At 56.3% G+C, this 25,623-nt stretch carries 25 protein-coding genes; 16 read left to right on the top strand and 9 right to left on the bottom strand.

Annotated features, from left to right (window positions below; translation table 11 throughout):
• Positions 1 to 4 precede the first annotated feature (4 nt).
• Genes Q1K76_RS04730 through Q1K76_RS04720 form a run of 3 tightly spaced genes read right to left on the bottom strand, consistent with a single transcriptional unit; the run spans position 5 to position 2,531 of the window.
• On the bottom strand, positions 5 to 838 hold the full coding sequence (locus Q1K76_RS04730; protein ID WP_298663101.1) for a DUF5683 domain-containing protein: 834 nt from the start codon (positions 836 to 838) through the stop codon (positions 5 to 7).
• Positions 839 to 860: 22 nt separating this feature from the next.
• Positions 861 to 1,739: a ParB/RepB/Spo0J family partition protein gene (locus Q1K76_RS04725; protein ID WP_087409297.1), complete on the bottom strand. Its 879-nt coding sequence runs from the start codon at positions 1,737 to 1,739 to the stop codon at positions 861 to 863.
• A 27-nt stretch (positions 1,740 to 1,766) separates the two neighbouring features.
• Positions 1,767 to 2,531 carry an AAA family ATPase gene (locus Q1K76_RS04720; protein WP_087409296.1) on the bottom strand — a complete coding sequence of 255 codons (765 nt, stop codon included), beginning with the start codon at positions 2,529 to 2,531 and terminating at the stop codon, positions 1,767 to 1,769.
• A gap of 281 nt (positions 2,532 to 2,812) precedes the next feature.
• On the opposite strand from Q1K76_RS04720, the gene surE reads away from it, so the two are divergent.
• The 7 genes from surE (at position 2,813) to proC (ending at position 9,194) form a co-directional block, all read left to right on the top strand.
• Positions 2,813 to 3,598 (top strand): 5'/3'-nucleotidase SurE, encoded by a 786-nt coding sequence (surE, locus tag Q1K76_RS04715; RefSeq protein ID WP_087409295.1) that lies wholly within the window; start codon positions 2,813 to 2,815, stop codon positions 3,596 to 3,598.
• A gap of 337 nt (positions 3,599 to 3,935) precedes the next feature.
• Positions 3,936 to 4,421, top strand: coding sequence for an ArgR family transcriptional regulator (locus Q1K76_RS04710; protein WP_300131406.1), 486 nt, complete (start codon positions 3,936 to 3,938; stop codon positions 4,419 to 4,421).
• A gap of 57 nt (positions 4,422 to 4,478) precedes the next feature.
• A complete protein-coding gene (locus Q1K76_RS04705) occupies positions 4,479 to 5,045 on the top strand; it encodes a GNAT family N-acetyltransferase (RefSeq protein WP_087409293.1) in 567 nt (188 codons plus the stop codon).
• Between the two features lie 9 nt (positions 5,046 to 5,054).
• Entirely contained in the window at positions 5,055 to 6,257 is a 1,203-nt protein-coding gene (locus tag Q1K76_RS04700; protein ID WP_087409292.1) for an argininosuccinate synthase domain-containing protein, read from the top strand.
• A 45-nt stretch (positions 6,258 to 6,302) separates the two neighbouring features.
• Entirely contained in the window at positions 6,303 to 7,271 is a 969-nt protein-coding gene (gene argC, locus Q1K76_RS04695; RefSeq protein WP_087409291.1) for an N-acetyl-gamma-glutamyl-phosphate reductase, read from the top strand.
• Between the two features lie 13 nt (positions 7,272 to 7,284).
• Positions 7,285 to 8,409 carry an aminotransferase class III-fold pyridoxal phosphate-dependent enzyme gene (locus tag Q1K76_RS04690; RefSeq protein ID WP_300131402.1) on the top strand — a complete coding sequence of 375 codons (1,125 nt, stop codon included), beginning with the start codon at positions 7,285 to 7,287 and terminating at the stop codon, positions 8,407 to 8,409.
• Positions 8,406 to 9,194 (top strand): pyrroline-5-carboxylate reductase, encoded by a 789-nt coding sequence (gene proC, locus Q1K76_RS04685; RefSeq protein ID WP_087409289.1) that lies wholly within the window; start codon positions 8,406 to 8,408, stop codon positions 9,192 to 9,194. Before Q1K76_RS04690 ends, proC begins: the two co-directional genes overlap by 4 nt.
• 34 nt (positions 9,195 to 9,228) lie before the next feature.
• Here the strand turns inward: proC and Q1K76_RS04680 are convergent, their stop codons facing one another.
• Complete coding sequence (locus tag Q1K76_RS04680; protein ID WP_087409288.1) at positions 9,229 to 9,990, bottom strand: LytTR family DNA-binding domain-containing protein; 762 nt, start codon at positions 9,988 to 9,990, stop codon at positions 9,229 to 9,231.
• 1 nt (position 9,991) lies between these two features.
• Positions 9,992 to 12,010: a histidine kinase gene (locus Q1K76_RS04675; RefSeq protein WP_300131400.1), complete on the bottom strand. Its 2,019-nt coding sequence runs from the start codon at positions 12,008 to 12,010 to the stop codon at positions 9,992 to 9,994.
• Between the two features lie 776 nt (positions 12,011 to 12,786).
• Here Q1K76_RS04675 and ssb point away from each other — a divergent pair.
• The 4 genes from ssb to Q1K76_RS04655 all read left to right on the top strand — a co-directional run bounded on the left by ssb (position 12,787) and on the right by Q1K76_RS04655 (position 15,984).
• Positions 12,787 to 13,251, top strand: a complete 465-nt coding sequence (gene ssb / locus Q1K76_RS04670; protein WP_087409285.1) for a single-stranded DNA-binding protein — start codon at positions 12,787 to 12,789, stop codon at positions 13,249 to 13,251.
• A 126-nt stretch (positions 13,252 to 13,377) separates the two neighbouring features.
• Entirely contained in the window at positions 13,378 to 14,700 is a 1,323-nt protein-coding gene (gene gldE / locus Q1K76_RS04665; protein ID WP_087409284.1) for a gliding motility-associated protein GldE, read from the top strand.
• Positions 14,701 to 14,713: 13 nt separating this feature from the next.
• A complete protein-coding gene (locus tag Q1K76_RS04660; RefSeq protein ID WP_300131395.1) occupies positions 14,714 to 15,334 on the top strand; it encodes a hypothetical protein in 621 nt (206 codons plus the stop codon).
• A 2-nt stretch (positions 15,335 to 15,336) separates the two neighbouring features.
• The gene (locus tag Q1K76_RS04655; RefSeq protein ID WP_300131392.1) at positions 15,337 to 15,984 is read left to right on the top strand and encodes a 4'-phosphopantetheinyl transferase superfamily protein; all 648 of its coding nucleotides are present in this window, start codon (positions 15,337 to 15,339) and stop codon (positions 15,982 to 15,984) included.
• On the opposite strand, the gene Q1K76_RS04650 is transcribed toward Q1K76_RS04655, so the two are convergent.
• The 3 genes from Q1K76_RS04650 to Q1K76_RS04640 all read right to left on the bottom strand — a co-directional run bounded on the left by Q1K76_RS04650 (position 15,976) and on the right by Q1K76_RS04640 (position 18,803).
• Positions 15,976 to 16,176, bottom strand: coding sequence for a heavy metal-associated domain-containing protein (locus Q1K76_RS04650; protein WP_087409281.1), 201 nt, complete (start codon positions 16,174 to 16,176; stop codon positions 15,976 to 15,978). The genes Q1K76_RS04655 and Q1K76_RS04650 overlap by 9 nt on opposite strands.
• A 33-nt stretch (positions 16,177 to 16,209) precedes the next feature.
• Positions 16,210 to 18,366 carry a cation-translocating P-type ATPase gene (locus Q1K76_RS04645; RefSeq protein ID WP_300131389.1) on the bottom strand — a complete coding sequence of 719 codons (2,157 nt, stop codon included), beginning with the start codon at positions 18,364 to 18,366 and terminating at the stop codon, positions 16,210 to 16,212.
• Between the two features lie 71 nt (positions 18,367 to 18,437).
• Entirely contained in the window at positions 18,438 to 18,803 is a 366-nt protein-coding gene (locus tag Q1K76_RS04640) for a polymer-forming cytoskeletal protein (protein ID WP_087409279.1), read from the bottom strand.
• 288 nt (positions 18,804 to 19,091) lie between these two features.
• On the opposite strand from Q1K76_RS04640, the gene Q1K76_RS04635 reads away from it, so the two are divergent.
• Positions 19,092 to 20,444, top strand: a complete 1,353-nt coding sequence (locus tag Q1K76_RS04635) for an MATE family efflux transporter (RefSeq protein WP_300131386.1) — start codon at positions 19,092 to 19,094, stop codon at positions 20,442 to 20,444.
• 108 nt (positions 20,445 to 20,552) lie between these two features.
• Positions 20,553 to 20,906, top strand: coding sequence for a dihydroneopterin aldolase (gene folB / locus Q1K76_RS04630; RefSeq protein ID WP_300131384.1), 354 nt, complete (start codon positions 20,553 to 20,555; stop codon positions 20,904 to 20,906).
• A 24-nt stretch (positions 20,907 to 20,930) separates the two neighbouring features.
• Here the strand turns inward: folB and rpiB are convergent, their stop codons facing one another.
• Positions 20,931 to 21,383 carry a ribose 5-phosphate isomerase B gene (rpiB, locus tag Q1K76_RS04625; protein ID WP_087409276.1) on the bottom strand — a complete coding sequence of 151 codons (453 nt, stop codon included), beginning with the start codon at positions 21,381 to 21,383 and terminating at the stop codon, positions 20,931 to 20,933.
• A gap of 383 nt (positions 21,384 to 21,766) precedes the next feature.
• On the opposite strand from rpiB, the gene Q1K76_RS04620 reads away from it, so the two are divergent.
• The 3 genes from Q1K76_RS04620 to Q1K76_RS04610 all read left to right on the top strand — a co-directional run bounded on the left by Q1K76_RS04620 (position 21,767) and on the right by Q1K76_RS04610 (position 25,608).
• A complete protein-coding gene (locus Q1K76_RS04620; protein ID WP_087409275.1) occupies positions 21,767 to 22,969 on the top strand; it encodes a BamA/TamA family outer membrane protein in 1,203 nt (400 codons plus the stop codon).
• On the top strand, positions 22,956 to 24,641 hold the full coding sequence (locus Q1K76_RS04615; RefSeq protein WP_300131381.1) for a lipid A phosphoethanolamine transferase: 1,686 nt from the start codon (positions 22,956 to 22,958) through the stop codon (positions 24,639 to 24,641). Before Q1K76_RS04620 ends, Q1K76_RS04615 begins: the two co-directional genes overlap by 14 nt.
• Positions 24,642 to 24,852: 211 nt before the next feature.
• A complete protein-coding gene (locus Q1K76_RS04610) occupies positions 24,853 to 25,608 on the top strand; it encodes a polyprenol monophosphomannose synthase (RefSeq protein WP_087409273.1) in 756 nt (251 codons plus the stop codon).
• Positions 25,609 to 25,623: the final 15 nt, after the last annotated feature.

Genomic DNA, 25,623 nt, shown 5'->3' with positions numbered 1-25,623 from the left:
TTCATTAAAACGTAATCGCACACTGCACACCCACCGCCGGCAATGCCGATCGGCCGGTGGGTATCACGGCCGGCTGCCACTGCATCGATATGTCGGGGCTCACGTCGAAGTGATACAACTGGGCATCGACATAGGCATCGATCATACAGATGGCATAGAGCCCGATCATGCAGATGATACAGAGGTCGCGATACTGCCGGTAGTAGTCCTTGCGCTGCTTCAGCACGCTGGTGAGCCAATCCTTGTCTATATCCTCCTCCTTGTAAGCCGAGGAGAAAAAGTCCATATAGCTGTTGGTCGTGGGGTCGCTGTCCATGATATCGAGATAGGCCCGCTGGTAGTCGGCCAACATGTTGCTGTTCCAGGTCGTCGCATAGAAGAGCCCCACATAACCGCCCACGACGATAGGCAGTTTCCAGTAGCGGCGGTTGTAAATCTGCCCCAGTCCCGGGAAGAGGGCCGACAGCCACACCGCCCGCATGGGGTCGGGGTTGAACGAGGCGGGACGCCACGACTTGCGGTGGGTCGATTTCAGCTGGGCGGTATCGGCCAGGGCAATCTGCCCCAGCGAGTCGGTAATCATCAGGGGTACCGAGTCTTGCAGCAGCGCGCCTATGCTGTCGCCCGAGGCCACCGACACCGAGTCGGCCACCACTTGCGGCTCGACGGCCCGTATCGAATCGGCCGGGAGGCTCTTGGCCCCCTGGGCCTGACGGGCTGCACCCGGGACGAGCCGTCCGCCGGTAACAGGCCGCGACAATTCGGGAACCGCGCCCAACGACGTCAAGCTCCACCACCCTATTATCCACACCAGTATCGAGGCTCTTTTCCAGCCCATGTTACCCGATAGTCTCAAAACTCTATTTCAATTTATCGAACAAACCGATAATTCGTTCTAAGTCTTCCTCGTTCTTAAACGGGATCGATATTTTTCCTTTTCCTTTCTCGTCGCAGCTAAACTGCACTTTGGCTTGGAAGAAGTCGGAGAGATGCGATTTGAGCACGTTGTACTCCTGCCGCATCATCACCTTCTTCTGTGCCTTCTTGCGGGCACGTTCGCCACCGGCCGCAAGGGTCTTGGCCAACTCCTCGACGTTGCGCACGCTCAACCCGTCGGAGAGGATGCGCTCGTAGAGCTCGAGCTGCAGGGCCGGGTCGGAGACCGAGAGCAGAGCCCGGGCGTGACCCATGTCGATGCGCTTGTCGCGCAGGCCTATCTGTACCTCGGCCGGGAGTTTCAACAGCCGCAGGTAGTTGGCTATGGTGGTCCGTTTCTTGCCCACCCGCTCGCTCAGCTTCTCTTGCGTGAGCTGATAGAGCTCGATGAGCTTCTGGAAGGCCAGGGCGATTTCAATCGCGTTCAAGTCTTCGCGCTGGATGTTCTCGATGAGAGCCATCTCCATGAGGGTCTCGTCCTCGGCCGTACGCACATAGGCGGGAATCGTGTCAAGCCCGGCCATCTGGGCAGCGCGGTAACGGCGTTCACCGGCAATTATCTGGTAGTCGCCGCCCTCCAACTGTCGGAGCGAAATGGGCTGTATGATGCCCAACTCGCGAATCGAAGCCGCCAACTCCTCGAGCGCCTCCTGGTCAAACTCGCGCCGGGGCTGGTCGGGGTTGGGCACAATCCGCGACAACTCTACTTCATGAATCGAGGAGGTACCGCTGGTAACGATGTTGTCCATCGAAATCAGGGCATCCAGTCCTCTACCCAATGCACTTCTTTTAGGTGCTGACATATCTTTGTTCTCCTTCTTTTCTACTATCTATCGATTCTTGGTAATCAACTCTTTGGCCAGCTCCATGTGGTTGACGCTACCCCGCGACTCGCAGTCGTAGAGCAACGCCGGCAGGCCGTGACTGGGGGCCTCGCTCAAACGGATGTTCCGTTGGATTACCGTATTGAACACCAGACTGCCGAAGTGGCCTTTCAGCTCTTCGTAAATCTGGTTGGCCAGTCTCAAACGCGAGTCGTACATCGTGAGCAGAAAGCCCTCGATTTCGAGCTTCGGGTTCAGTTTCGATTTGATTATCTTAATCGTATTCAACAATTTGCTAATCCCCTCCAGCGCGAAATATTCGGCCTGTACGGGGATAATAACAGAATCGGCCGCGGTGAGGGCATTGACCGTAATCAGTCCCAACGAGGGCGAGCAGTCGATCAATATGTAGTCGTAGTCGTCGCGCACTTCGTTGAGCGCCTGCGCCAACACCCGTTCGCGGTTTCTCATATTCATCAGTTCCAGCTCGGCACCCACCAAGTCGATATGCGAAGCTACCAGGTTAAGCCCGTCGACACAGGTATCTACCACCGAATCCTTAATCGAGGCCTGTCCTACCAGACACTCGTAGATCGACGATTTCACCTGTTGCGGGTCTATGCCCAGACCCGACGAGGCATTGGCCTGAGGATCGGCATCGAGGAGCAAAACCTTCTTTTCCAAAACAGCCAGAGAGGTAGCCAAATTGATCGAAGTCGTCGTCTTCCCGACGCCCCCTTTTTGATTTGCAATAGCGATAATTTTACCCATACTGTTATTTTTTCACTATACAAAGGAATATCTTTTCATCCACATTACGCACTCTGGTGTACTCGAAAATAGTCCAATTGTTGATAAGTGGCCCCTTTTGTTGATAAACACAACAGCCACTTCGCTGTTTTTCTGCGTAAAGATACACTTTTTTTCAGAGACTTCCACCAGAAACGGCCGCCTCTTTTACCTATTTTAGGACTCCATATTATCCGTTAAAATATAAAAGATTAAGATTTTTATTCATTACTTTTGCATCATTAAACAGATTTCCGCATGATATGAAAAAAATAATTCATTCTCAGCGACCGCTCATCCTCATCACTAACGATGACGGCATCCAGGCCAGGGGATTGCAGCAGGTCGCCCAATTTCTGAAACCGCTGGGCGACATCGTAGTGGTGGCCCCCGACGGCCCCCGCTCGGGACAGAGCTCGGCCATCACGGTCACCGTGCCCCTGCGCATGAAGGTAATCGACGAGCAGGAGGGCTTCTGCCAGATCAGCACCAACGGTACGCCCGTCGACTGCATAAAACTGTCGATGAATATTCTGTTCGACCGTCGCCCCGACCTCATCGTCTCGGGCATCAACCACGGCTCCAACTCGGGCGTAAGCGTGGTCTACTCGGGCACCATGGGTGCCGTGTTCGAGGGAGCGCTGCTGCACATCCCCTCCATAGGTTTCTCACTCTGCAACCACAAGGCCGATGCCGACTTTGCACCGTGCCGCGACCTCGTGGTCGACATCTGCCGGAAGGCACTCGCCGCCAAGCAATGGCCGCAGGGTATCGGGCTCAACGTGAACATACCCAACCGTCCGCAACTCAACGGCGTGAAGCTGTGCCGGGCCGCCCAGGGATACTGGACCGAAGAGTATGACTGCCGCGTCGACCCGCACGGCCGGGAATACTTCTGGCTCACCGGCACCTTCAAAAACAACGAACCCGATGCCACCGATACCGACGAGTATTGGCTCGACCGCGGCTACGCCACCATCGTACCCTGCTCGACCGACTGCTCGGCCGTCGGCACCGCACCCGAGTTTGCCTCGATATTGAACCTGTAAATTACAGCAGGGGGTGAAACCCCTACTCTAACAGGCAATACAAGGGTGCGTTCCGGTTCTCCAATCGAGCGCACCCTTTTGCAAGACACAGCCCGGACAACTCACGGGAGGCAAAGGTGCAAGGGAGGGGGTTATAGCGTCGAAAAAATTTCTCCTCTTCTCCCCACATCCGAGCCACACCCGACCGACCGGCAGGCTCAAAGGCTGTTTTATTGCATAAGCATGCAGTTAGAGTTTAAATTTCGCCCTATACTGTAAAAAATATACAAATTTTATTCCATTATTCTATTTTTTAGTTATATTTGTCGCATAATTATTCAACAGTAAAATTCGCATTATGAAAAATAAAGCTGCTCGTCTACAAGCAATACGAGAAATCATCATCCACTCGAGGGTAAAAAGCCAGGACGAAATTCTGCAACGTCTGCATGAATCGGGCTTCGACCTGACCCAAGCCACCCTCTCGCGCGACTTGAAGCAACTGCGCATCGCCAAGGTTCCCGGCAGTGACGGCTCCTACGTCTACATCATGCCCGAAATCGGGAGCGTAGGGAAACTCATGCAGGAGAAGCTGGCCGACAACTCCGGACGTCCAGTCTCGGGGAGCTTCATCTCCATCAACTTCTCGGGCAACCTGGCAGTCATCAAGACCCGCCCCGGATATGCCGGCAGTCTGGCCTACGACATCGACAGCAACACGCCGCCCGAAGTGCTGGGCACCATCGCCGGTGACGACACGGTGCTGGTGATTCTCGAAGAGAACATCAACCACCAGCAAGCCATGTTGGCGCTCTCGCCCTTCATGCCCGACCTGCACAAGTAACCACACAAATTCTACGACGCTATAACCCCCTCTTAAGGAGAAGAGGACAAACACATTATGGAAGAAGAAATCAAAGTCATCGTTGCCGACGAAAGACATATCCCCTACGTCGACACCATCCTCGACACCATCGAGAAAGCAGCCAAGATAAGAGGAACCGGTATTGCCAAACGGTCTCCCGAATATGTAAAACAGAAGATGCTCGAGCGCAAGGCCATCATCGCGCTCGACGGCGACAAGTTTGCCGGCTTCTGCTACATCGAGAGCTGGAGCAACAAGCAATTCGTGGCCAACTCGGGCCTCATCGTCGTCGACGCCTATCGCGGTCACGGCCTGGCCAAACGCATCAAACGCAAAGCCTTCGAGCTGTCGCGTGAGCGATTCCCCGAAGCCAAAATATTCGGACTCACCACCGGCGAGGCCGTGATGAAAATCAACAACGAACTGGGCTACCGCCCCGTGGCATTTGCCTCGCTCACCGACGACCCCGCCTTCTGGAAAGGGTGCGAGAGCTGCGTCAACTTCGACATTCTGCAGCGCAACAACCGCCGCATGTGCCTCTGCACCGGCATGCTCTACGACCCCCACGAACACGAAAACAACGACAACCAACCTCAAAAATAACTGCATATCATGGCTAACAAGAAAGTAGTATTGGCTTTTAGCGGAGGTCTCGACACCTCCTTTTGTGTAAAATACCTGTCGCAGGAGTGCGGGTATGACGTCTATACCGCCATTGCCAACACCGGCGGTTTCGGTCCCGAAGAGTTGAAATCGATCGAAGAGCGAGCCTACCGACTGGGCGCCGTCAAGCACGCTACGCTCGACATCACCCAGGAGTATTACCAGAAGAGCATCAAATACATGGTGTTCGGGAATGTGCTGCGCAACGGCACCTACCCCATCTCGGTAAGTTCCGAACGTACTTTCCAGGCCATCGCCATCATCAACTATGCCAAGGAGATCGGGGCCGACTACGTGGCCCACGGCAGCACCGGTGCCGGTAACGACCAGGTGCGGTTCGACCTTACGTTCCAGATTCTGGCCCCCGAAATCGGTATCATCACCCCCACCCGCGACATGACCCTCACCCGCGAATACGAAATCGAATACCTCAAGAAGCACGGCTACACGGCCGACTTCAAGAAGATGGAATACTCGATAAACAAAGGGTTGTGGGGCACCAGCATCGGCGGCAAGGAGACCCTCAAGAGCAACCAGACGTTGCCCGAGGAGGCCTACCCCTCGCAGATGACGGCCACGCAGAGCCGCACCCTCACACTCGACTTCGTGAAGGGCGAGATTGCCGCCATCGACGGGCAGGCCTACGACGACAAGGTGAAGGCCATACAGGCCCTCGAAGCCATCGCCTCGCCCTATGCCATAGGCCGCGACATGCACATAGGCGACACCATCATCGGCATCAAGGGCCGGGTAGGATTCGAAGCCGCCGCCCCCATGCTCATCATCGCCGCCCACAAAATGCTCGAGAAGCATACCCTCACCAAGTGGCAGCAATACTGGAAGGACCAGGTAGCCACGTGGTACGGCATGTTCCTGCACGAGGCCCAGTACCTCGAGCCGGTCATGCGCGACATCGAGGCCTTCCTCGACAGCTCGCAGCACAACGTCACCGGCCGCGTAATCATCGAGTTGCACCCCTACCGCTACGTGCTGGTGGGCATCGAGAGCGACTACGACCTGATGAAGTCGGACTTCGGCGAATACGGCGAGGTGAACAAGGCCTGGAGCGCCGACGATGTGAAGGGCTTCACCAAAATTTTGGGCAACCAGATGAAAATTTTCTATTCCATACAAAATAAAAACAAAAAATAAATCGTAGATTAGAGTCCGAAAATCAAAACTGTCAACCCCATCGTTATGATTAAAGTAGGTATTATAGGCGGCGCAGGGTATACCGCCGGCGAATTGATAAGATTGTTGATCAACCACCCCGATGTAGAGATTGTGTTCGTACACAGCGAAAGCAACGCCGGAAACCGAGTGACCGACGTTCACACCGGACTGTTCGGCGAGACCGACCTTGTCTTTACCCGCGAGATGCCCTTCGACGAAATAGACCTGCTCTTCTTCTGCACGGCACACGGCGACACCCGCAAGTTCATGGAGAGCCACAAGCTGCCCGACGAGCTGCGCATCATCGACCTCTCGGCCGACTATCGGCTCGATGCCCCCGACAACGACTTCGTCTACGGGCTGCCCGAGCTGAACCGCAAGTACATCATCCGCTCCAAGCATGTGGCCAACCCGGGTTGCTTCGCCACGGCCATTCAACTGGCGCTGCTACCGCTGGCCAAGAACCTGCTGCTCAACAGCGAGATACACGTGCACGCCATCACCGGCTCGACCGGCGCGGGGCAGAAGCCCTCGCCCACCAGCCACTTCAGCTGGCGCAACGACAACATCTCCATCTACAAGCCGTTCAACCACCAGCACCTGTCCGAGATACGGCAGAGCCTCTCGAAGTTGCAGAACAGCTTCTCGGCCCCCATCAACTTCATCCCCGTCAGGGGTAACTTCTCGCGGGGCATCTTTGCCACGCTCTACCTCGACTGCCCCGTCGAGCTGGAGCTGCTGAAGGAGCTGTACAACACCTACTACGACGATCATAACTTCACCTTCCTCACCGACCGGATGCCCGACCTGAAGCAGGTGGTCAACACCAACAAGTGCCTCCTCTATCTCGAGAAGCACGACGGCAAACTGCTCATCGTCTCGGTCATCGACAACCTGTTGAAAGGAGCCTCGGGACAAGCCGTACACAACATGAACCTGCTGTTCGGCCTGCACGAACGGGTGGGGCTGCAGTTGAAACCTTCGGCTTTTTAAGCTGGAAACTGTTATGAAACTATTTGACGTATATCCGCTGTTCGACCTGGAAATCGTAGCCGGGAAAGGGTGCTACACCTACGACACGCAGGGCACCGAGTACCTCGACCTCTACGGTGGTCACGCCGTCATCTCCATAGGCCACTCGCACCCCTGCTACGTGAAACGCATTACCGAGCAGGCCCAGAAGCTCGTCTTCTACTCCAACTCGGTTATCAACAGCCTGCAACAGCAACTGGCCGACAAGCTGGGCGCCCTGTCGGGGTATGACGACTATGCCCTCTTCCTCATCAACTCGGGGGCCGAGGCCAACGAAAACGCGCTGAAACTGGCCTCGTTCCACACCGGCAAGAAGAAGGTCATCGCCTTTGCCCACTCCTTCCACGGCCGTACCTCGGCCGCAGTCAAGGTGACCGACAACCCCCGCATCGTCGCCCCCATCAACGACACCTTCGAGGTGGCTTTCCTCCCCCTCAACGACATGGCTCGTGTCGAGCAGGAGATGGCCGCCGGCGACGTCTGCGCCGTCATCATCGAGGGCATACAGGGCGTGGGCGGCATTCAGGTACCCGACGCGCAGTTCCTGCGCGACCTGCGCGAGGCCTGCACCCGCCACGGAGTCGTGCTCATCGTCGACGAAGTACAGTCGGGCTACGGCCGCACGGGCAAGTTCTTTGCCCACCAGCATGCCGGCATACGCCCCGACCTCATCACCATGGCCAAGGGCATGGGCAACGGATTCCCCATCGGGGGAGTCCTCATCAGCCCCCAGTTCACCCCCGTATACGGGATGCTGGGCACCACCTTCGGCGGCAACCACCTGGCCTGCGCCGCTGCCTGTACCGTGCTCGACGTGATGCGCGACGAGCACCTCGTCGACAACGCGGCCCGCGTGGGGCAATACCTCATCGACCGGCTCCGGGAGATTCCTCAAATCAAGGAGGTACGGGGCAAGGGGTTGATGATCGGGCTCGAGTTCGACCAGCCCGTCAAGGAGCTGCGCCACAAACTGCTGTTCGAGCAGCACGTATTTACCGGAGCCTCGGGCACGAACGTGATACGATTGCTGCCGCCTCTGTCGCTATCGCAAGAACAAGCCGATTGTTTTATCGGTAAACTTAAAAACATACTTCCATGAAAATAACGATTATAGGATGCGGGAATATGGGTGGAGCCATAGCCCGCGGACTGACCAAAAGCACTTTCGTAAACCCGGACGACATTACAGTGAGCAACCGGGGTAAAGAGAAACTGGAAACGATTCAGGGCGAGATTGCCTCGATTCACACCACCACCGACAACAAGGCCGCCGTGAAGGATGCCGACATCATCGTCCTGGCCGTGAAGCCTTGGGTTCTCGACAGCGTGGCCATCGACATTCGCAAGGAGCTCGACCTTCCCCGCCAGATGATTGTCTCGATTGTAGCCGGCGCCACTATCGAACGCCTGGCCGCTCTCTTCGCTTCGGGCGATGCCATCCCCGCCATCTTCCGGGTGATGCCCAACACGGCCGTGGCTATCCGGCAGAGCATGACCCTCTTCACCCCCTACAACGCCACACCCGAGCAGGTAGACGTCATCAAGACGATGCTCGACAGCCTGGGCAAGAGCCTTCTCGTCGACGAGAGCCTCATGGAGGCCGGCACAGCGCTCTGCTCTTGCGGCACAGCCTTTGCCATGCGCTACATACGGGCTGCCATCGAGGGGGGCATAGAGATGGGATTCCGTCCTCAAGATGCCCAACTGGTCGTAGAACAGACCGTCAAAGGGGCTGCCGAACTGCTGCTCGATACCGGCAACCACCCCGAAGTGGAGATAGACCGCGTGACCACACCCGGCGGCATCACCATCAAAGGACTTAACGAAATGGAGGCCGCCGGATTTTCGGCTGCCGTCGTCCGGGGATTGAAGGCCTCGAAATAGGCACATCCCTCCGAAGAGCTATTGCTGGGCTGGTTTACAAATCGTAAAACCGGTCCAGCAATTTCTTTTTGTAGACCTTGCTCACCCGGAGCTCCGACACCTTGTTGAACGGAGGCAACAACGTGCAGCTGTTCTCCGAAATCATATACAGGTAATTGATATTGATGATATACGACTTGTGAATCTGGATAAACTCGGGAGCGTAATTCAGAATCGTATCGGCCGTGGTCTGGTGTTTCAGAATAAAGTGCTGCAGATTGTTCAGGATTACCTTCCACAACTTGCGCTCCGAATCGTATTTGAAAAAGCCGATATTCTCGGCCCGCACAATGAGCTTGTCGTTGGTAATGGTGGTAATCAGTATCGACTGCATCGGCGACGGCGACGGTATCGAAGGCGGGACAACCATCCGGCGAGACTCGTCGCGCAACAGGTAGTAACGGTCCATAATCAGCGACAGTTCACTGTCGCTCACCGGCTTGAGCAAATAATCGAAAGCCTGCAACCGCAGAGCCGGCAACAGGTATTTCTCGTACGAGGTATAAAATACCACCTTCATATCCCAGTCGATGTGCCTGTCGAGCGACGACAGGAACTCCAGCCCCGACGTGTCGGAGAGCTCCACATCGAGAAAGAGCAGGTCGGGTTTATACCTCAAGACCGTATTCCAACCCTCCTCGCCGTTACCGGCCGTAGCTACCACCCGCACATCGGGGTAGGCTTTCAGCCGGTCGGCCAAGAGCCGTATCGACGGGTTGTCGTCGTCGACGATTACGGTATCAATTCTGTTTTCCATATCAATCGTTTATATCGAAGTTATAGCCGTCGGGGATAATCAGCTGGGCTCGACACCCCTCTTCACCCTCGGGAGTGTGACAGCCGCTCAACTCGAAACTCATCGGCCGCTTGTTGCGGGTGTTGAGCAACTGAATAATCTGGGCAACGACCCGCAAGCCCACTTGGACCTTGTCGCCGCTACGCTGCACGACGGGCAACGGCCCGTTGTTGAGCACCTCGATGCGGATGGCTCCGTCGTGGCGGTCGACCTGTAGCGTCAACCGTTTGGCGGCATCGTGGGGCAGTTTCTTCAAGCCGTGCTTAATGGCATTCTCCACGAAAATCTGCACCATCATCGAGGGCAACTGCACGGCATCCAGCGCAATTCCATCGGCTACCTTTACCTGATAATCAAAATTTTCGCCCAGCGACTCGCCCTCGACAGCTACATAGAGGTTGATAAAATCGAGCTCCTCGCGCAGCGTCGTGATGAAGGCACTCGCCAGCGACTGCCCCTGGCGGAGCATGTCGACCAGGACCCCCAGCGACGAAGGGCGCCCCTCCTGCCGGGCCAGCAACTCGTGGTTGAGGGCATTGTAGATGAAGTGCGGCGTGATGCGGTTGCGGGCATTCTCCATCTTCATGGTCACGATGCGTCGCATCATCTGCTCCTCCCGCTGTTTCACCCGCTTGCGCCGGTAGAAGTAGAAAAAAATCAGCACCAGCACAACGACCGTCACCCCGGCCAGCAGGGCGTAGGTGCGCATCAACTGGGCCTCCTTGTCGCTGATGACCAGGTATTGATTCAGGATGGTGGCATCGCGCTCGTAGCGCATGCGGTTCTCGGCAATCTTCATGCGCACCCGCTCGCTGCGCAGCGAATCGGAGAGGGAGGTGTAGGCCTGACTGTATTCGAATGCCCGCTTCCAGTCGTGACGGGCCTCTGAAAACCGCCGCAGGAAATCGAGCCGCAGCAAACCCTGCTCCGACCGCAGTTCGTCCCGATAGGGATACCGGGCCACCAGCTCGCCGACCTTGTCGAAATCGCCATCTTGCAAAGCCAGTTCCATCTGCTGGGTGCGCAGGTGCGACATCACCATCTCGTTGTGTCCGCTTGCCCCGAAAAACGCCAGATTCTCGGCAATGAGCGGGCGAGCCTGCTCGGGCTGATGCAGCTTCAGGTAGATGTCCGACAGGTTGGCTTGACAGAAGTGGCGCTCCCACTCCATATCGGGATAGTCGAGCAGAAAAGTATCGAGCCGCAAAAAGGTCTCCAGCGCCTGCGGATAATCCTTTTGATAGAAATAGTCGTTACCCAGGCTGTTCAAGTAGTTGAACCGGTCGTAAACCGTCATCAGGGGCCACAACCGGCCGCACTTCTCCCACCAGATTCGACTTTGCTCAAAATCGCGCAGGGTCGTATAGGTCGCAGCCAAACCACTGTACAGCGGAATATAGCTGGCCGTATCGGCCTGAATGGAGTCGGCCAGAGCAATGGCTTGCCGGTAGATCATGGCACTCATCGACAAATCGCCTCCAAACTTGTAGGCATCGGCCAAGTTGGCATAGCACAACAGCTTCTCCGACTCCTCATCACCCTGCTCGGCATAGCGACAGGCCTCTTTCTGATAGAAGAGCATCGAGTCGGCATTGAACACAAACTGGGTGTAATAGATACCCTTGGCCTGCATACATTTGACCATCAATCGGTTACGGAAGTCCGAAAAGGGTTTCCCCGACAAATAGTGCAGCACGCTGTCGGTATTGAGCAATACCGAGTCGGGACGCCCCGTATAGAAATGGCGTACAATATCCTGTGTCACAAAGTTATAATACTCGTCGCTGTCGCGCGCCTCGCGTTTTCCCTGGTTGATGGCCTGAACGACAAACGAAATATTGTGTCTCTTCAGCGAATCGGCTATCGTCTGGTTAATGGCATCGAGCGATACGGTCTCGGACTGTCGAGAGGTACAGCCACTACCCACCAATATCCCGCACAAAAACCAAGGGGCCAATCGCCAAAACTGTATTATTTTCATGGGTCAATCACTTATTCTATAAACAACAGTCAAGGCTCAAAAGGTATAAATCATTCGCGGGCTATGCCTAATCGGAGACAGCATTTTACCACATCCACGAGAGTAGAAAGGGCCCCCCTTTGACAATATCGAGCATCAACCATTTTGCAAGAAACAAAGGTACTACTTTTTTCCGACACGTTTACCATTTTTAAAAACAAACCTGTTAATCCCGATTTTTCACCTCTTATCCAACAATCGGGCCTCTTATCTCAAAAGCCACCTACCGCACAGTTGCCGGGCTGCTTTTATCGTCCTATCTTTGAGTTGTATTTTGTATGGTTACACGGTTCAAAAAAACAAAAGTACAAAACTAAAAAAGGGGACATAAATACAGGAATACTCTTTGTAAAGGCATGAAACATCATGCGGCTTGTTTTCGGGCGAATGCCCGATATAGGAATATCGAAATTCAAGTCCAGAAAGCAGCCGTGAGAGCGCAAGGGGGCTCGAGCAGCCTTTACACGCACATCAAGACAGAGAGGATCTCCATCACAAAACAAGAACCGTTCCGTCGTTAAAAACGACACATTCCTGTATTTTTTTACATGAGGGACTTCCTTGAAATCAAGGGAGTCCTTTTTTGTCGATTGCTCCTGCACGAAAACTCAAGCGCCACTTGCATCGGCTCGCTTTTTTCTCTATCTTTGTTACACGAAGATAGGATGCGGTTCGGCATAAAGTTCAAGTGAACGCTCTATTTTTGAAAAAGATTATACCACCAACAACTCAACAATATGTCTGTAAACAAAGTCATTCTGATAGGTAACGTGGGGAAAGACCCCGACGTGCGATACATCGAAAACAACGTGTGCGTGGCCAACTTCACCCTGGCAACCACCGAACGCGGATATACCACCCAAAGCGGGGTGCAGATACCCGATAAAACCGAGTGGCACAACATCGTGGCCTGGCGCGGCCTGGCCGAAGTGGCCGAGAAGTATGTGCGCAAAGGCACTCAACTCTATATCGAGGGAAAGATTCGTACCCGCTCGTGGGAAGACCAGAACAAGATTCGCCGCTACACCACCGAAATCTATGTCGACAACATGGAGCTGCTGGGCCGTCGCGACAGCCAGGCAACCGCAGCACCGGCTCCGGCCGCACAGCCTCAGGCTCAACCGCAAAGCTACCAGGCTCCGGCCAACCCGGGAAATGCACCGCTTGGCGGAAATAGTGCCGACGACGATTTGCCGTTCTGATAGATTGTTGTAATTTTGCAGGCAATTAACGGGCTACGCTCCTCGTGCCGGTTCAGACCGGCACGAGGAGTTGCCGACCCGGCATCGGGAGAGGCAAGCCTATTGTTTAACTAATACTCATTTTTCTTGGACCCAGATTCGTATTTATCGGTTTTCTCTGCCATCGAAGTGACCTCCCCTTCGGGCGGTGCCATTCTGGCTATCATCCTGGCAGGATTGTTATTGTGTGTCTCTGCTTTTGTTTCAGCTTCCGAAATAGCCTACTTCTCGCTCTCGTCCGAAGAGCTTCACGAGTTTGACAACGACGAGTCTACGACCAACGCCCTGGTCAAAAAGCTGCTTTCCCGTCCCGAGTATCTGCTGGCTACGATACTTATCTCAAACAACCTGGTCAATGTGGCCATCGTTATTCTCTGCAACTTCTTCTTTTCAGATATTCTTCATTTCCACAGCGACGTACTGGATTTCATCTTCCAGACGATTCTGCTCACCTTCCTGCTGCTGCTCTTCGGCGAGGTGATGCCCAAGTTCTATGCCAATCAGAAGCCGGTCAACTGGGTGCGACGCAGTTGCCGGGGGCTGTCGGTACTGGAGAAGATTTTCTCTCCGCTGGCCAACTTGCTGGTCAACACGACCCACATCGTCAACAAGCACATGGTGAAGAAGAGTGCCAACATCTCGATGAACGAACTCTCGCAGGCTCTCGAGATGACTCAGGTCGAGGCGAATGACGAGAAGGAGATGCTCGAGGGCATCATCAAATTCGGCGGCAAAACCGTGCAGGAGGTGATGACGGCCCGCGTCGACATTACCGACGTAGAGATACGTACCGACTTCAAGGAGCTGCTCGACCTCGTCATCGAGACCGGCTACTCGCGGCTGCCCGTCTACGACACCACCGAAGACGACATCAAGGGCATCATATACAGCAAGGACCTCTTGCCCTACATCGGGCAGGATGCCTCGTTCAACTGGCGCAAGCTCATGCGCCGGGCCTACTTCGTGCCCGAGACCAAGATGATCGACGACCTGCTGGAGGAGTTCCGCACGAAAAAAATCCACATGGCCATCGTCGTCGACGAATTCGGCGGCACATCGGGTATCGTCACGATGGAAGATATTCTCGAAGAGATTGTGGGCGACATTAGCGACGAGTACGACGAGGAGGAGAAGAACTACGTCAAGCTCGACGACAACACCTACATCTTCGAGGGGAAAACCCTGCTGAACGACTTCTACAAAATCACGGGACTCGACGAGAGCGAGTTCGGCGACAAGGCCGAGGACGCCGAAACCCTGGCCGGGCTGATTCTCGACATCAAGGAGGATTTCCCCAAGGTGAAGGAGCAAATCGACTACGGCCGTTGCAGCTTCCTGGTACTCGAGCTCGACAAACGACGCATCGGCAAGGTGAAGGTAAAAATCGACCCTGCCAAAACCGAAGAATAACCCCTGCGACCCCATGAAGCCGACCCTTCGCATACGACCCTATCGACTGGCTCTCTACGCGCTGCTCTGTCTCGTGGCCGGATCGGCCGGCTACTCATGCCGCCGCCAGTATACTCCCAAACCCGACGGCTACTTCCGTATCGACCCCTATCCCGATAGCTACCGGCGCACCACGCTGCTGGAGCCAGCCCTCTCGTTCGAGGTCCCCGAGGGGACGGTCGAGACGCTCGACCATGATACGACCCGCCATCACGGTGGGGTACAGTGGCTCAACATCCGGTTCCCCCGCTACCGGGCTACCCTCTATTGCAGCTACCACCCCTTGCGGGGCAATCTGGCCAGCCTGCTCGACGAAAGCCGCGAACTGGTCTACCGCCAGAGCATCCGCCCCGAAGCCGTACAGGCCGGTACCTACGAGAACGACAGTCTGCACATCTACGCCACCCTCTACGACCTCTCGGCCGAGAGCGCCACGCCGCTGCAATTTATCGCGACCGACAGCGTGCGGTACCTGCTGCGAGGCTCGGTCTACTTCGACGAACCGGGTAAAAGCGACTCCATCGCGCCCGTCGTCGGATACCTCTCCGACCACATCGCCCACCTCATCGAAAGCATAGAAACCCCTGCCCGATAGCCATGCCGCTCTACGACTACATATCGACCCCCACCGGAGCCACCGTTGCCTTGTGGCACCTCACCGAAACGGAGCCGGAACTGGCAGCTCTTCTGCCCGAAGAGGAGCGTCTGCGACTGACGGGAGAGGGACTATCGTCCAAACGATTCTGCGAACAGGCGGCCACCCGTCTGCTGCTCGAGCACATGGAGGCTACCCGCGGAGCCCTCGTGGCCCATACGGAAGAAGGGCAACCCTATCTGCCGGGACGCCCGGGGCACCTCTCCATCTCGCACACCCGCCAATGGGTGGCCGTGGCGTGGCACCCCACCCTGCCGGTGGGGATAGACATCGAGCGGACAGGCGTGCAGGTAGAGCGCGTGGCCACACGCGTATTCGGCGATGCCGAACTGCAGGCACACGCCGACCCGGCCCAGACGCACACCGTGTGGCTGCACCTATGCTGGTCGGCCAAGGAGGCGCTGTTCAAGGCGATACCCGAAACCGAAATCGACTTTCGCGAACACCTGCACCTCACCCCGCCCGACACTATCGAAAAGGAGGGGATATTTACCGCCACCGAGAGCCGCACACCGGCGCGACGCGGTTACCGGCTGTGGTACCGCACCCACCCCGAGTGGGTGATGGTCTGCGCCACGCCCTTACCGTAACTCGGCTTTGAAACCGGCAGCACGCACGGCCTCGACTACCCGCTCGGCCGGCACGTCGGCATTGACGGTCAGCAATTTATCGGGATTCGACAAATCGAGGCTCCACTGCTCGGGAGTCAGAAACTGATTCAACTTTTCGCCAATCTTGGCTACACAACCGGCACATTTGGCCGAAGTCTTTACCTGTATCATGATTCTATCTTTTTGAGATTAAACATCTATTTCTTATCGCAATCGCAAGCTGTTGAGGATAACCGACACCGAACTGAAGGCCATCGCCGCACTCGCCCACATGGGGGTGAGCAATATTCCTATGGGATAGAGCACCCCGGCAGCTACCGGGATACACACCACGTTGTAGCCGAAGGCCCAGAAGAGGTTCTCGCGAATGATGCGCACCGTCTTGCGCGACAGAGTCACAGCCCGCGGCAACAGCAACAGGTCGGAGTTCATCAAGGTCACCATGGCCACATCCATGGCCACATCGGTACCCTTGCCCATAGCCACGCTCACATCGGCACGAGCCAGAGCCTGCGAGTCGTTGATACCGTCGCCCACCATGGCCACGCACTTGCCGGCCTTTTGCAACTCGGCCACGAAACGCTCCTTGTCGTCGGGCAGCACGCCCCACCGATAGAGCTCGATACCAGCCGCCCGGGCCACCTCGGCCGCGGTCGACTCCTTGTCGCCGGTGAGCATGTAGACCTCGATACCGCACCGTTTCAACTGCTCCACCGCCTCGCGCGAAGTCGCTTTCAAGGCATCTTTCACCTCAAAGGCAGCCAGCAACTCCCGGTCGTTCCCGAAGTAGATGGTATACCCTTCGGGCAACTCCACCCCCTTCAGCCGCTCTTCGGCCAGGGCCTGGTTGCCTGCCCAGAAGGGGATACCCTCGCAGGTGCAGACCACACCGCGCCCCGTAAGGCTTTCGAAGTCGGCTACCTGCTCGGCCGGCTTGTATCCGCGCTGTCGCAGGTTCTCGGCCAGCGACAGGGCCAACGGGTGCTCCGACTTCATTTCGGCGGCCAGCAATACCGGGGCGTAGCGGTCGAAATCGGGGTAGAGCTTCTCGCCCACCACCTGGGGAGCCCCCTCGGTGAGGGTCCCCGTCTTGTCGAGCACCACGGCATTTACCCGGCACATGTTTTCGAGGGCAAAGGCATCTTTAATAAGGATATGTTGTTGCGCCCCCTTGCCTATCCCCACCGTCAAAGCGGTGGGAGTAGCCAGGCCGAGGGCACACGGACAGGCAATCACCAGTACCGAGACGGCACTCAACAGGGCATAGGGGAACATGCCCCAACCGGCCACGGCAATCCAGACGACAAAGGTCACTATCGAGATGCCGATAACCACCGGCACGAAGATAGCCGCCACCTTGTCGACAATGCCCTGCACGGGAGCCTTGCTGCCCTGCGCCTCACGCACCATGCGCACCATGCGCGACAGCACCGTATCGGCACCCGAGGCCTGCACATCCAGCACGAAAGCCCCCCGCTGGTTGAGGGTACCGGCCAGCACCCGGTCGCCGGGCTGCTTGGCCACCGCCTCCGACTCGCCGCTGATCATGCTCTCGTCGACATACGACGACCCCTCGAGCAGCACGCCATCGACGGGAATCTTCTCGCCGGGGCGCACACTCACCCGATTGCCGGGGCGCAGCATGCCGATGGGCACATCGCGCTCCTCGCCGTTCTCGTCGACCAGCCGGGCCGTCTTGGGCTGCAGCCCCATGAGCGACCGAATCGAGGCCGAAGTGCTCTGCTTGGCCCGAGCCTCGAGCAACTTGCCCGTGAGCACAAAGGCGATAATCATCGCCACCGCCTCGTAGTAGACGTGAGGCACCAGCCCCAGCGACACCCAGAATTGGGGATAAATCGTACTGAACAGGCTGAAGAGAAACGATACCGAGGTACTGAGCATGACCAACGTGTCCATGTTGGCCCGCCCCTGTCGGGCAGCCTTCCAGCCCGAGATGTAGAACGACCTGCCCAGATAGAGGACCGGCAGGGTGAGGAGCATCAATATCCACACCCATATCGTCGACGGTTCGTGAAACAGCATCGACAGCACCATGACCGGCACACCGAAGAGCCAGGCCCCCAACGTGCGGCGTTTCATATCGACATAGTGCCGGTGCTCGGCATCGGCGGCATCGGCCTCGGCATTATCCGAAATGACCAGGTCGTAACCTGCCGCCTGCACGGCAGCCTGCATCTCTTTCAACGAAATTTTCTTGGGATCGTAAACCACCTGCAAGGTGTTGGCCGCGAAATTGACCGTAGCCTCGGCCACCCCCGGCATCTCTCTCACGGTCTTCTCGACCGTAGCGGCGCACACGGCGCAACTCATTTCCAAAACGGGTATTACTTGCTTTTCCATATTCTTACTCCTACAGACCGGCTCTTCACCTCGCGGCTCTCAAGCCCACAGCCCCCGGCCGCCACCGCGACTCAAGCCTCGCCACCCTCGTCGAGCGGCGGCTGCATGGTGCACTTGCCGTTCAGCACCGCCCCCGGCTCTATGGCCAGGCGCCGGGCCTGCACATCGCCCTCGAGCGACGAAGTGGCCTTCAAGACCAGCATCTCGGCCACCATCACATTGCCTGTGACACGGCCCACGACCTCGGCATTCACGGCCACGATGTCGCCGATTACCTGACCGGTTTCGCCGATTACCACTTTACCCTGACACTCCAGCCGCCCTTCGAGCGTGCCGTCTATGCGAATGTCCTTCTGCGAAACAATCTTGCCTACGACCGTAGTCTCTGCCGTAAGCGCATTGTGCGCCATTCCCGAGAAAGTATTATCCTTTGCCATATCTATGTCTCGTTTTTATGTTCACACGGGCTACGCAAACCGATTGAGTTACGCTTGCCGAGGTTAGAGTCTGTCTTTATATCTCGTGCAAAAATAGAAAGAATCTCCCGAAATATATCCTCCGGGTTTGATAATCATTCTAAAAATGAGGTAATAATATTTGCGTCGGCCCGACACGAAGGATCCCCTCCGAAGTCGCGGTACCAAGCGAGACCGAAGGATTTCCACCGACAGGCGAAACAGCTCTGCGCTATTCTTTATACCTTTGCACCACTTGATTGCCCGCGTATGTCACACCAGCACCTGAACCTTACCCAAGGAGGCATTACCGGCTCCCTGCTCCGGTTTACCCTCCCCATGATGGCGGGAGCCCTGTTGCAGCAGTGCTACAACATAGCCGACACCCTCATCGTGGGGCAGTTTGTCGGCCCCGAGGCTCTGGCGGCCGTCGGGTCGGCCTACACGCTCATGGTCTTCCTCTGCTCCATCCTGCTGGGGTTGTCGCTGGGCAGCAGTACCGTATTCTCGCAGCAATACGGGCGAGGCAGCCTGTCGGCCCTGCGGCACAGCACCTGGGTGTCGTTTGTTCTGATACTCGCCATCACGGTGGTGCTCAATGTGGCTGCCTTCCTGGCCCTCGACCCCATCTTGCGGTTTCTGCAGGTACCGGCCGAGGTCTACCCCCTCATGCGCGACTACCTGTGGATTATCTTCTGGGGAATCCTCTTTACCTTTATCTACAACTTCTACGCCGCCCTGCTGAGGGCTGTGGGCGACTCGGTCACCCCGCTGTGGTTCCTCTCGCTCTCGGTGGTGCTCAACATCGGGCTCGACCTCTTCTTTATCCTCTCCCTCGACTGGGGCATCGAGGGGGCGGCTGCGGCTACCGTCATCGCCCAGGGAGCGGCCGCTCTGGGAATCGTCATCTACACCTACCGCAAACGGCCCGAGCTGAAGATACGGCGCAACGAAATCTACCTCGACCGGGCCACCCTGAAAGAGATTACCGAGTTTTCCACCCTCACCTGCGTGCAGCAGTCGGTGATGAATCTGGGCATCCTGATGGTGCAGGGGCTGGTCAACAGTTTCGGCACCGTGGTGATGGCCGCCTTTGCCGCCGCCGTGAAGATAGATGCCTTTGCCTACATGCCTGTGCAGGAGTTCGGCAACGCTTTCTCGACCTTCGTGGCCCAAAACTTCGGAGCCCGCAAACGGCAGCGCATCCGCCGGGGCATCCGGCAGGCCCTGCTCATCACCTGCCTCTTCTCCCTGGCCGTATCGTTGCTCATCTTCCTCTTTGCCGAGCCCCTCATGCTCATCTTCGTCAAGCCCGACGAGGTGGAAATCCTGCGCATCGGGGCCCAATACCTGCGCATCGAGGGGGCCTTCTACGCCCTCATCGGCATCCTCTTCCTGCTCTACGGCTACTATCGGTCGGTACGGATGCCGGGCATGTCGGTCATCCTCACCGTGCTTTCGCTGGGCACCCGGGTAGCCCTCTCCTACATCCTGGCCTCCCTGCCCGCGGTGGGTGTCACGGGCATCTGGTGGTCGATACCCATCGGGTGGTTCATCGCCGACCTCGTGGGCATCGTCTACTACAAACTGTCGTCGGCCCGCGTCGGGCGCCTCATGGGGTAAAGCGGAACAGCCTGATACGGCAAGAGCCGACGAGGCTCGGCCCCATCGGCTCCAACAGTCTGTTCTTTAAATAATATTCACTACCTTTGCGGTAAATAATCCTCTCACATGAAAACAGCGATACACATTGGCTCCATGCGCTTCTACGCCTTCCACGGCGTACTGCCGCAAGAACAGAAGGCGGGCAACTACTTCCGCGTAGAGGCTACGCTCTATACCGACTTCTCCCGGGCTCTGACCTCGGACGAACTGACCGACACGATCAACTATGCCGAAATCTGCCGCGTGATTGCCGACGAGATGGCTCGTCCCTCACGGCTGCTCGAACATGTAGCCGGCCGTATCATCGCAGCCATCACACGCCAGTTTCCCACCGTGACGGGAGGCAAACTGATTGTGACGAAGGAGAAGCCCCCCATCCCCGGCGACATCCGCGACGTATCGGTCGTGGTCGAGTGGTAGAGCCGCTACGGTCTTGCGCTGCTCTTATTTTACGGGTATCTTGTCGATACGGCGTTGATGACGACCACCTTCGAAGTCGGTATTCAGGAAGATGTCGACCAGGCGACGACCCAGTTCGGCCGAGATAAAACGACCTGGCATCACCAGCACGTTGGCATCGTTGTGCTGACGGGCCAGAGAGGCAATCTCCTCGGTCCAGCACAAAGCAGCACGAATGCCCTGATGTTTGTTCAACGTCATGTTTATGCCGTTGCCGCTGCCGCAGATGGCAATGCCGGGATAGCACTCGCCCTGCTCCACCGCCAAGGCCAGGGGGTGGGCAAAGTCGGGATAGTCGCAACTGTCGGTCGAATAAGTCCCGAAATCCTTATAGGCGATACCCTTTGCATCCAATTCCTGCATGACTACTTGTTTCAGTTCGTATCCGGCGTGGTCGCAGGCCAATCCCACCGGCTTTCCCGATTTCAATATGCTCATATTTTTTTGATTTTGTTTCGTCCAGCAAAAGTAGTACAATTCGAGAGTTGCAACAAATAATTCGTATTTCTGCTGAAACATCTTAATTGTACGAGTATTGTCACAAAAATACAAAAAATATCGGCACCCCCGGCCTGTCGCTTCACAGGAATGAAAAGACTTTTTTTATAAATAGTGTCAACAACAGAACCTTCTGAACCGTAATTTGTTATTCTCAAGAAAAGCCTCTCCTGCGGGCTAATTGCATTGCCGAATCGGTAATCTTTTCAAAAAGAAAATTTATACAAAACTTAACAGGTTGAACCAAAAGCGATTAGGCTGTTTATCGCAGATAATATACATTTGCAGCCCAACTCGTGAGAGAAAACGAACTAAACCAGAATATGAAACTATTTGTACGATATGTGTTACTTGCCCTCGGCGGCCTTGCTTGGAGCTGCCAATCGCCCATCATGGCCCAGAATATGGCCGAGAGCGACAGTATTGCCGTAATAGCTTCGACCGACAGTCTGCTGGCACAACCGGCTCCCCAGAAACTGAATCTGTTTCAGAAGGTCTTGAAATACTTCAACGAATCCAACGAACCGCGCCCCGACAAAAAATTCGACTTCGGCATTATCGGCGGCCCGCACTACTCCTCGACGACCAAGCTGGGACTGGGTATCGTAGCTTCGGGCACCTATCGCATGCGACACGACTCGCTCACACAACTCTCCAACGTATCGATCTACGGCGACGCCACCACCACGGGCTTCCTGCTCATCGGGGTCAAGGGCAACAACATATTCCCCGAAAACAAATACCGCATCGACTACGACTTCTACCTCTATACCTTCCCCAGCGACTTCTGGGGAATCGGTTACGACAACGGCAACAACAACGACAACAAGAGCAGCTACAACCGGCTCGAAACCATCGTGCGCATCGACTGGCTGGCCCGCCTCTGTAACAACCTGTACGGCGGTATCACCACCGGATTCAACTGGGTGAAAGGTTCCGACTTTACCAAACCGGCTCTGCTCAACGGCGAACCCCGCGAAGTCATCAGCACCAGTGCGGGATTGGCCCTCACCTACGACAGCCGCGACTTTATTCCCAACGCGGCCCGCGGGGTCTACTTCAACGTGCGGCAACGCTTCTTCCCCCGAATCTTCGGCAACAAGCATCCCTTCACCCGCACCGCCTTCATCTTCGACTACTACCAACGGGCGTGGGAGGGAGCCATCATCGCCTTCGACCTGCACGGCGAATTCAACTACGGCGATGTGCCCTGGAACATGCTCGCCTCGCTGGGCGGCTCGACCCGCATGCGGGGATACTACGAAGGGCGCTACCGCGACAAGTGCCTCATCGAGACCCAGCTGGAACTGAGGCAGCACATCTGGCACCGCAACGGCATAGCCGTGTGGGTGGGTGCCGGCAACGTGTTCCCCTCGTTCTCACGCTTCGACTGGGGGCACACCCTGCCCAACTACGGGATAGGCTACCGCTGGGAGTTCAAGAACCGGGTCAACCTGCGACTCGACTACGGATTTGGCAAGAAAGGACAATCGGGATTTTTATTCAACATCAATGAAGCATTTTAATCGACTATTCACACAACGGCGCATCTTCTGGATATTCCTGGCCGTGATGCTGGTGCCCAACCTGTTTCTCTGTTTCACCGAGCATCTGCCGTTCCTGTTCAAGGTGGTCTACATACTTATACCGGGGGCTCTCTACCTGCTGTTGCTGAACCTCTCGCGCAAACCGGGCATTACCTTCTGGGCACTGTTCCCGCTCCACTTCATCGGGGCATTCCAACTGGTATTGCTTTATCTTTTCGGCAACTCCATCATCGCCTCCGACATGTTTCTCAACATGTTCACCACCAACAGCGGCGAGGCCTTCGAACTGCTCGACAAGCTGGCCCCGGCCGTTGTAGGGGTATTCGTCCTCTATCTGCCGGCACTGGCACTGGCCGTCTACTCCATACGCCGACCCGACTCGCTCACGCCTCTTTTCCAGAAGCGGGCCTTCATGCTCTCCATGCTCCTGCTGGGTACAGGCCTGCTCATCTATACCCCGGCACACCGGCAGGCGCCCCACCGGGCCCGGCTCGACAACCTCTACCCCATCAACGCCTTCAACAACGCGCGGTTTGCCGTGAGCAGCTGGAAGGCGGCCAAGAACTACCACCTCACCTCGCGCGACTTTGACTACCGGGCTTCGTCGTCGCGCGACCCGCAAATGCCCGAGGTCTATATCTTCGTCATCGGCGAGACGGCCCGCGCCGGCAACTGGGGGCTCTACGGCTACGAACGCAACACCACCCCGCGCCTCGGTGCCCGACACGACGTCATCCACTTCGACGACGTGCTGACCCAAATCAACGCTACCCACAAGAGCGTACCTCTCATGCTCAGTCCGGCCGACGCTCTCGACTTCAACCAGATTTATCGGCAGAAGAGTCTCATCACGGCCTTCAAGCAGGCCGGATTCCGCACGGCGTTCATCTCGAATCAGTTGCGAAACGGCTCGTTTACCGATTTCTTTGCCGACGAAGCCGACTGCACCCTCTACCTGCTGGCTCCCAAAAACAAGACTCACCTCTACGACAATGCCCTGTTGCCCGTGGTCGACTCGCTGCTCCAAAGCGGCCCCACCAAGCAACTCATCGTGCTGCATACCTACGGCTCTCACTTCAACTATTGCGAACGCTATACGGCCGAGAACCGCAGCTTTACGCCCGACTACATCAACGAAATCAACCGGAAAGACAGGCAGGCCATGATCAATGCCTACGACAACTCGATTGTGGCAACCGACTGGTTACTCGACCAGCTGATCGAACGGCTCGACCGCACGGGGAAGACCTCGGCCCTGCTCTACCTATCGGACCATGGCGAAGATTTGCTCGACGACGACCGCGACCGCTTTCTGCATGCCTCGCCCATCCCCACCTACTATCAGTTGCACATTCCGTTTGTCTTGTGGTTCTCGCCCCAATATGTCAGCCAGTTCCCACTCGACACCCAACAGGCTCGCGAGCAGCACAAAACGCCCTTCGACTCACGGGTCGTATTCCACACCTTGCTGTCTATCGGCGGCATCGAGACCGACTATCGCATCGACAGTCTCTCGCTCGTGAGTCCCTCGTTCCACCTGGACAAACGATACTATCTGGGCGAGCGCAACATACCTGTACCCGTGAAGTATCTCCCCTTCGACGACGAAGATCGACAGGCTTTCGAACGCCACGGCATCGCTCCTCGATAAGGGTTTTCACCCTGTGCCATACCATAGCCCCGACTCTCACCTTTCACTATATTTCCAGAATATAGGAGGCGGCTCGGCACAGGCAAACTGAAAAACTTCGTTTTTGTTTGCCTCTGCTCTCACCTTTCACTATATTTGTATGGATAAAATGCGGGCGAGGCTCACGGGCTGCCTGCATGAGTTGTGATAAACACCCAAACCAGAGAGTTATATGGACCACACTGCGTCTTCGAGATCAGAGAATATTGTTCTCATTCCTACCTACAACGAGAAGGAGAACATCGCTGCCATCATCCATGCCGTATTCGAACTGCCCCGCCAGTTCCATATCCTCGTAATCGACGACAATTCGCCCGACGGGACCGCCGAAATCGTGCGGTCGCTGCAAAAGCAATTCCCCGGAGCCCTGCACCTGATGGAGCGTGCCGGCAAACAGGGATTGGGCACAGCCTACATTGCGGGATTCAAATGGGCTATCGCCCGCAAATACGAATATATCTTCGAGATGGATGCCGACTTTTCGCACAACCCGCAAGACTTGATGAAACTGTTGGCGGCCTGCAAGACGGGCGGCGCCGATATGGCCATCGGCTCGCGGTACGTGACGGGGGTAAATGTCGTGAACTGGCCGATGGGCCGGGTCATGATGTCTTACTTCGCCTCGAAATATGTGCGCTTCATCACCGGCATGAAGATACACGACACCACCGCCGGTTTTGTCTGCTACCGTCGCCGGGTACTCGAGACCATCGGCCTCGACTCGATTCGGTTCAAAGGCTACGCCTTCCAGATCGAGATGAAGTTCACCACCTACAAATGTGGATTCACCATCAAAGAGGTGCCTATCATATTTATCAACCGGGTACTGGGCGAAAGCAAAATGAACAGCAGCATCTTCGGCGAGGCTGTGTTCGGTGTCATCAAACTGAAAATAGACAGTTGGTTCCGCAAATACCCCAAGCGGTAACCCCACCGGGATAAG

Origin of the sequence: uncultured Barnesiella sp., from assembly GCF_946496565.1 — a bacterium.
Classification (GTDB): domain Bacteria; phylum Bacteroidota; class Bacteroidia; order Bacteroidales; family Barnesiellaceae; genus Barnesiella; species Barnesiella merdigallinarum.
The sequence above is the reverse complement of the archived record's forward strand: the minus strand, read 5'-3'. Positions and strand labels throughout refer to the sequence as shown.

Excerpts from the sequence above, each read along its gene's own strand:
- Q1K76_RS04730 (WP_298663101.1), bottom strand. The coding sequence starts at position 838 with ATGGGCTGGAAAAGAGCCTCGATACTGGTGTGGATAATAGGGTGGTGG.
- Q1K76_RS04725 (WP_087409297.1), bottom strand. The coding sequence starts at position 1,739 with ATGTCAGCACCTAAAAGAAGTGCATTGGGTAGAGGACTGGATGCCCTG.
- Q1K76_RS04720 (WP_087409296.1), bottom strand. The coding sequence starts at position 2,531 with ATGGGTAAAATTATCGCTATTGCAAATCAAAAAGGGGGCGTCGGGAAG.
- surE (WP_087409295.1), top strand. The coding sequence starts at position 2,813 with ATGAAAAAAATAATTCATTCTCAGCGACCGCTCATCCTCATCACTAAC.
- Q1K76_RS04710 (WP_300131406.1), top strand. The coding sequence starts at position 3,936 with ATGAAAAATAAAGCTGCTCGTCTACAAGCAATACGAGAAATCATCATC.
- Q1K76_RS04705 (WP_087409293.1), top strand. The coding sequence starts at position 4,479 with ATGGAAGAAGAAATCAAAGTCATCGTTGCCGACGAAAGACATATCCCC.
- Q1K76_RS04700 (WP_087409292.1), top strand. The coding sequence starts at position 5,055 with ATGGCTAACAAGAAAGTAGTATTGGCTTTTAGCGGAGGTCTCGACACC.
- argC (WP_087409291.1), top strand. The coding sequence starts at position 6,303 with ATGATTAAAGTAGGTATTATAGGCGGCGCAGGGTATACCGCCGGCGAA.
- Q1K76_RS04690 (WP_300131402.1), top strand. The coding sequence starts at position 7,285 with ATGAAACTATTTGACGTATATCCGCTGTTCGACCTGGAAATCGTAGCC.
- proC (WP_087409289.1), top strand. The coding sequence starts at position 8,406 with ATGAAAATAACGATTATAGGATGCGGGAATATGGGTGGAGCCATAGCC.
- Q1K76_RS04680 (WP_087409288.1), bottom strand. The coding sequence starts at position 9,990 with ATGGAAAACAGAATTGATACCGTAATCGTCGACGACGACAACCCGTCG.
- Q1K76_RS04675 (WP_300131400.1), bottom strand. The coding sequence starts at position 12,010 with ATGAAAATAATACAGTTTTGGCGATTGGCCCCTTGGTTTTTGTGCGGG.
- ssb (WP_087409285.1), top strand. The coding sequence starts at position 12,787 with ATGTCTGTAAACAAAGTCATTCTGATAGGTAACGTGGGGAAAGACCCC.
- Q1K76_RS04660 (WP_300131395.1), top strand. The coding sequence starts at position 14,714 with ATGAAGCCGACCCTTCGCATACGACCCTATCGACTGGCTCTCTACGCG.
- Q1K76_RS04655 (WP_300131392.1), top strand. The coding sequence starts at position 15,337 with ATGCCGCTCTACGACTACATATCGACCCCCACCGGAGCCACCGTTGCC.
- Q1K76_RS04650 (WP_087409281.1), bottom strand. The coding sequence starts at position 16,176 with ATGATACAGGTAAAGACTTCGGCCAAATGTGCCGGTTGTGTAGCCAAG.
- Q1K76_RS04645 (WP_300131389.1), bottom strand. The coding sequence starts at position 18,366 with ATGGAAAAGCAAGTAATACCCGTTTTGGAAATGAGTTGCGCCGTGTGC.
- Q1K76_RS04640 (WP_087409279.1), bottom strand. The coding sequence starts at position 18,803 with ATGGCAAAGGATAATACTTTCTCGGGAATGGCGCACAATGCGCTTACG.
- Q1K76_RS04635 (WP_300131386.1), top strand. The coding sequence starts at position 19,092 with ATGTCACACCAGCACCTGAACCTTACCCAAGGAGGCATTACCGGCTCC.
- folB (WP_300131384.1), top strand. The coding sequence starts at position 20,553 with ATGAAAACAGCGATACACATTGGCTCCATGCGCTTCTACGCCTTCCAC.
- rpiB (WP_087409276.1), bottom strand. The coding sequence starts at position 21,383 with ATGAGCATATTGAAATCGGGAAAGCCGGTGGGATTGGCCTGCGACCAC.
- Q1K76_RS04620 (WP_087409275.1), top strand. The coding sequence starts at position 21,767 with ATGAAACTATTTGTACGATATGTGTTACTTGCCCTCGGCGGCCTTGCT.
- Q1K76_RS04615 (WP_300131381.1), top strand. The coding sequence starts at position 22,956 with ATGAAGCATTTTAATCGACTATTCACACAACGGCGCATCTTCTGGATA.
- Q1K76_RS04610 (WP_087409273.1), top strand. The coding sequence starts at position 24,853 with ATGGACCACACTGCGTCTTCGAGATCAGAGAATATTGTTCTCATTCCT.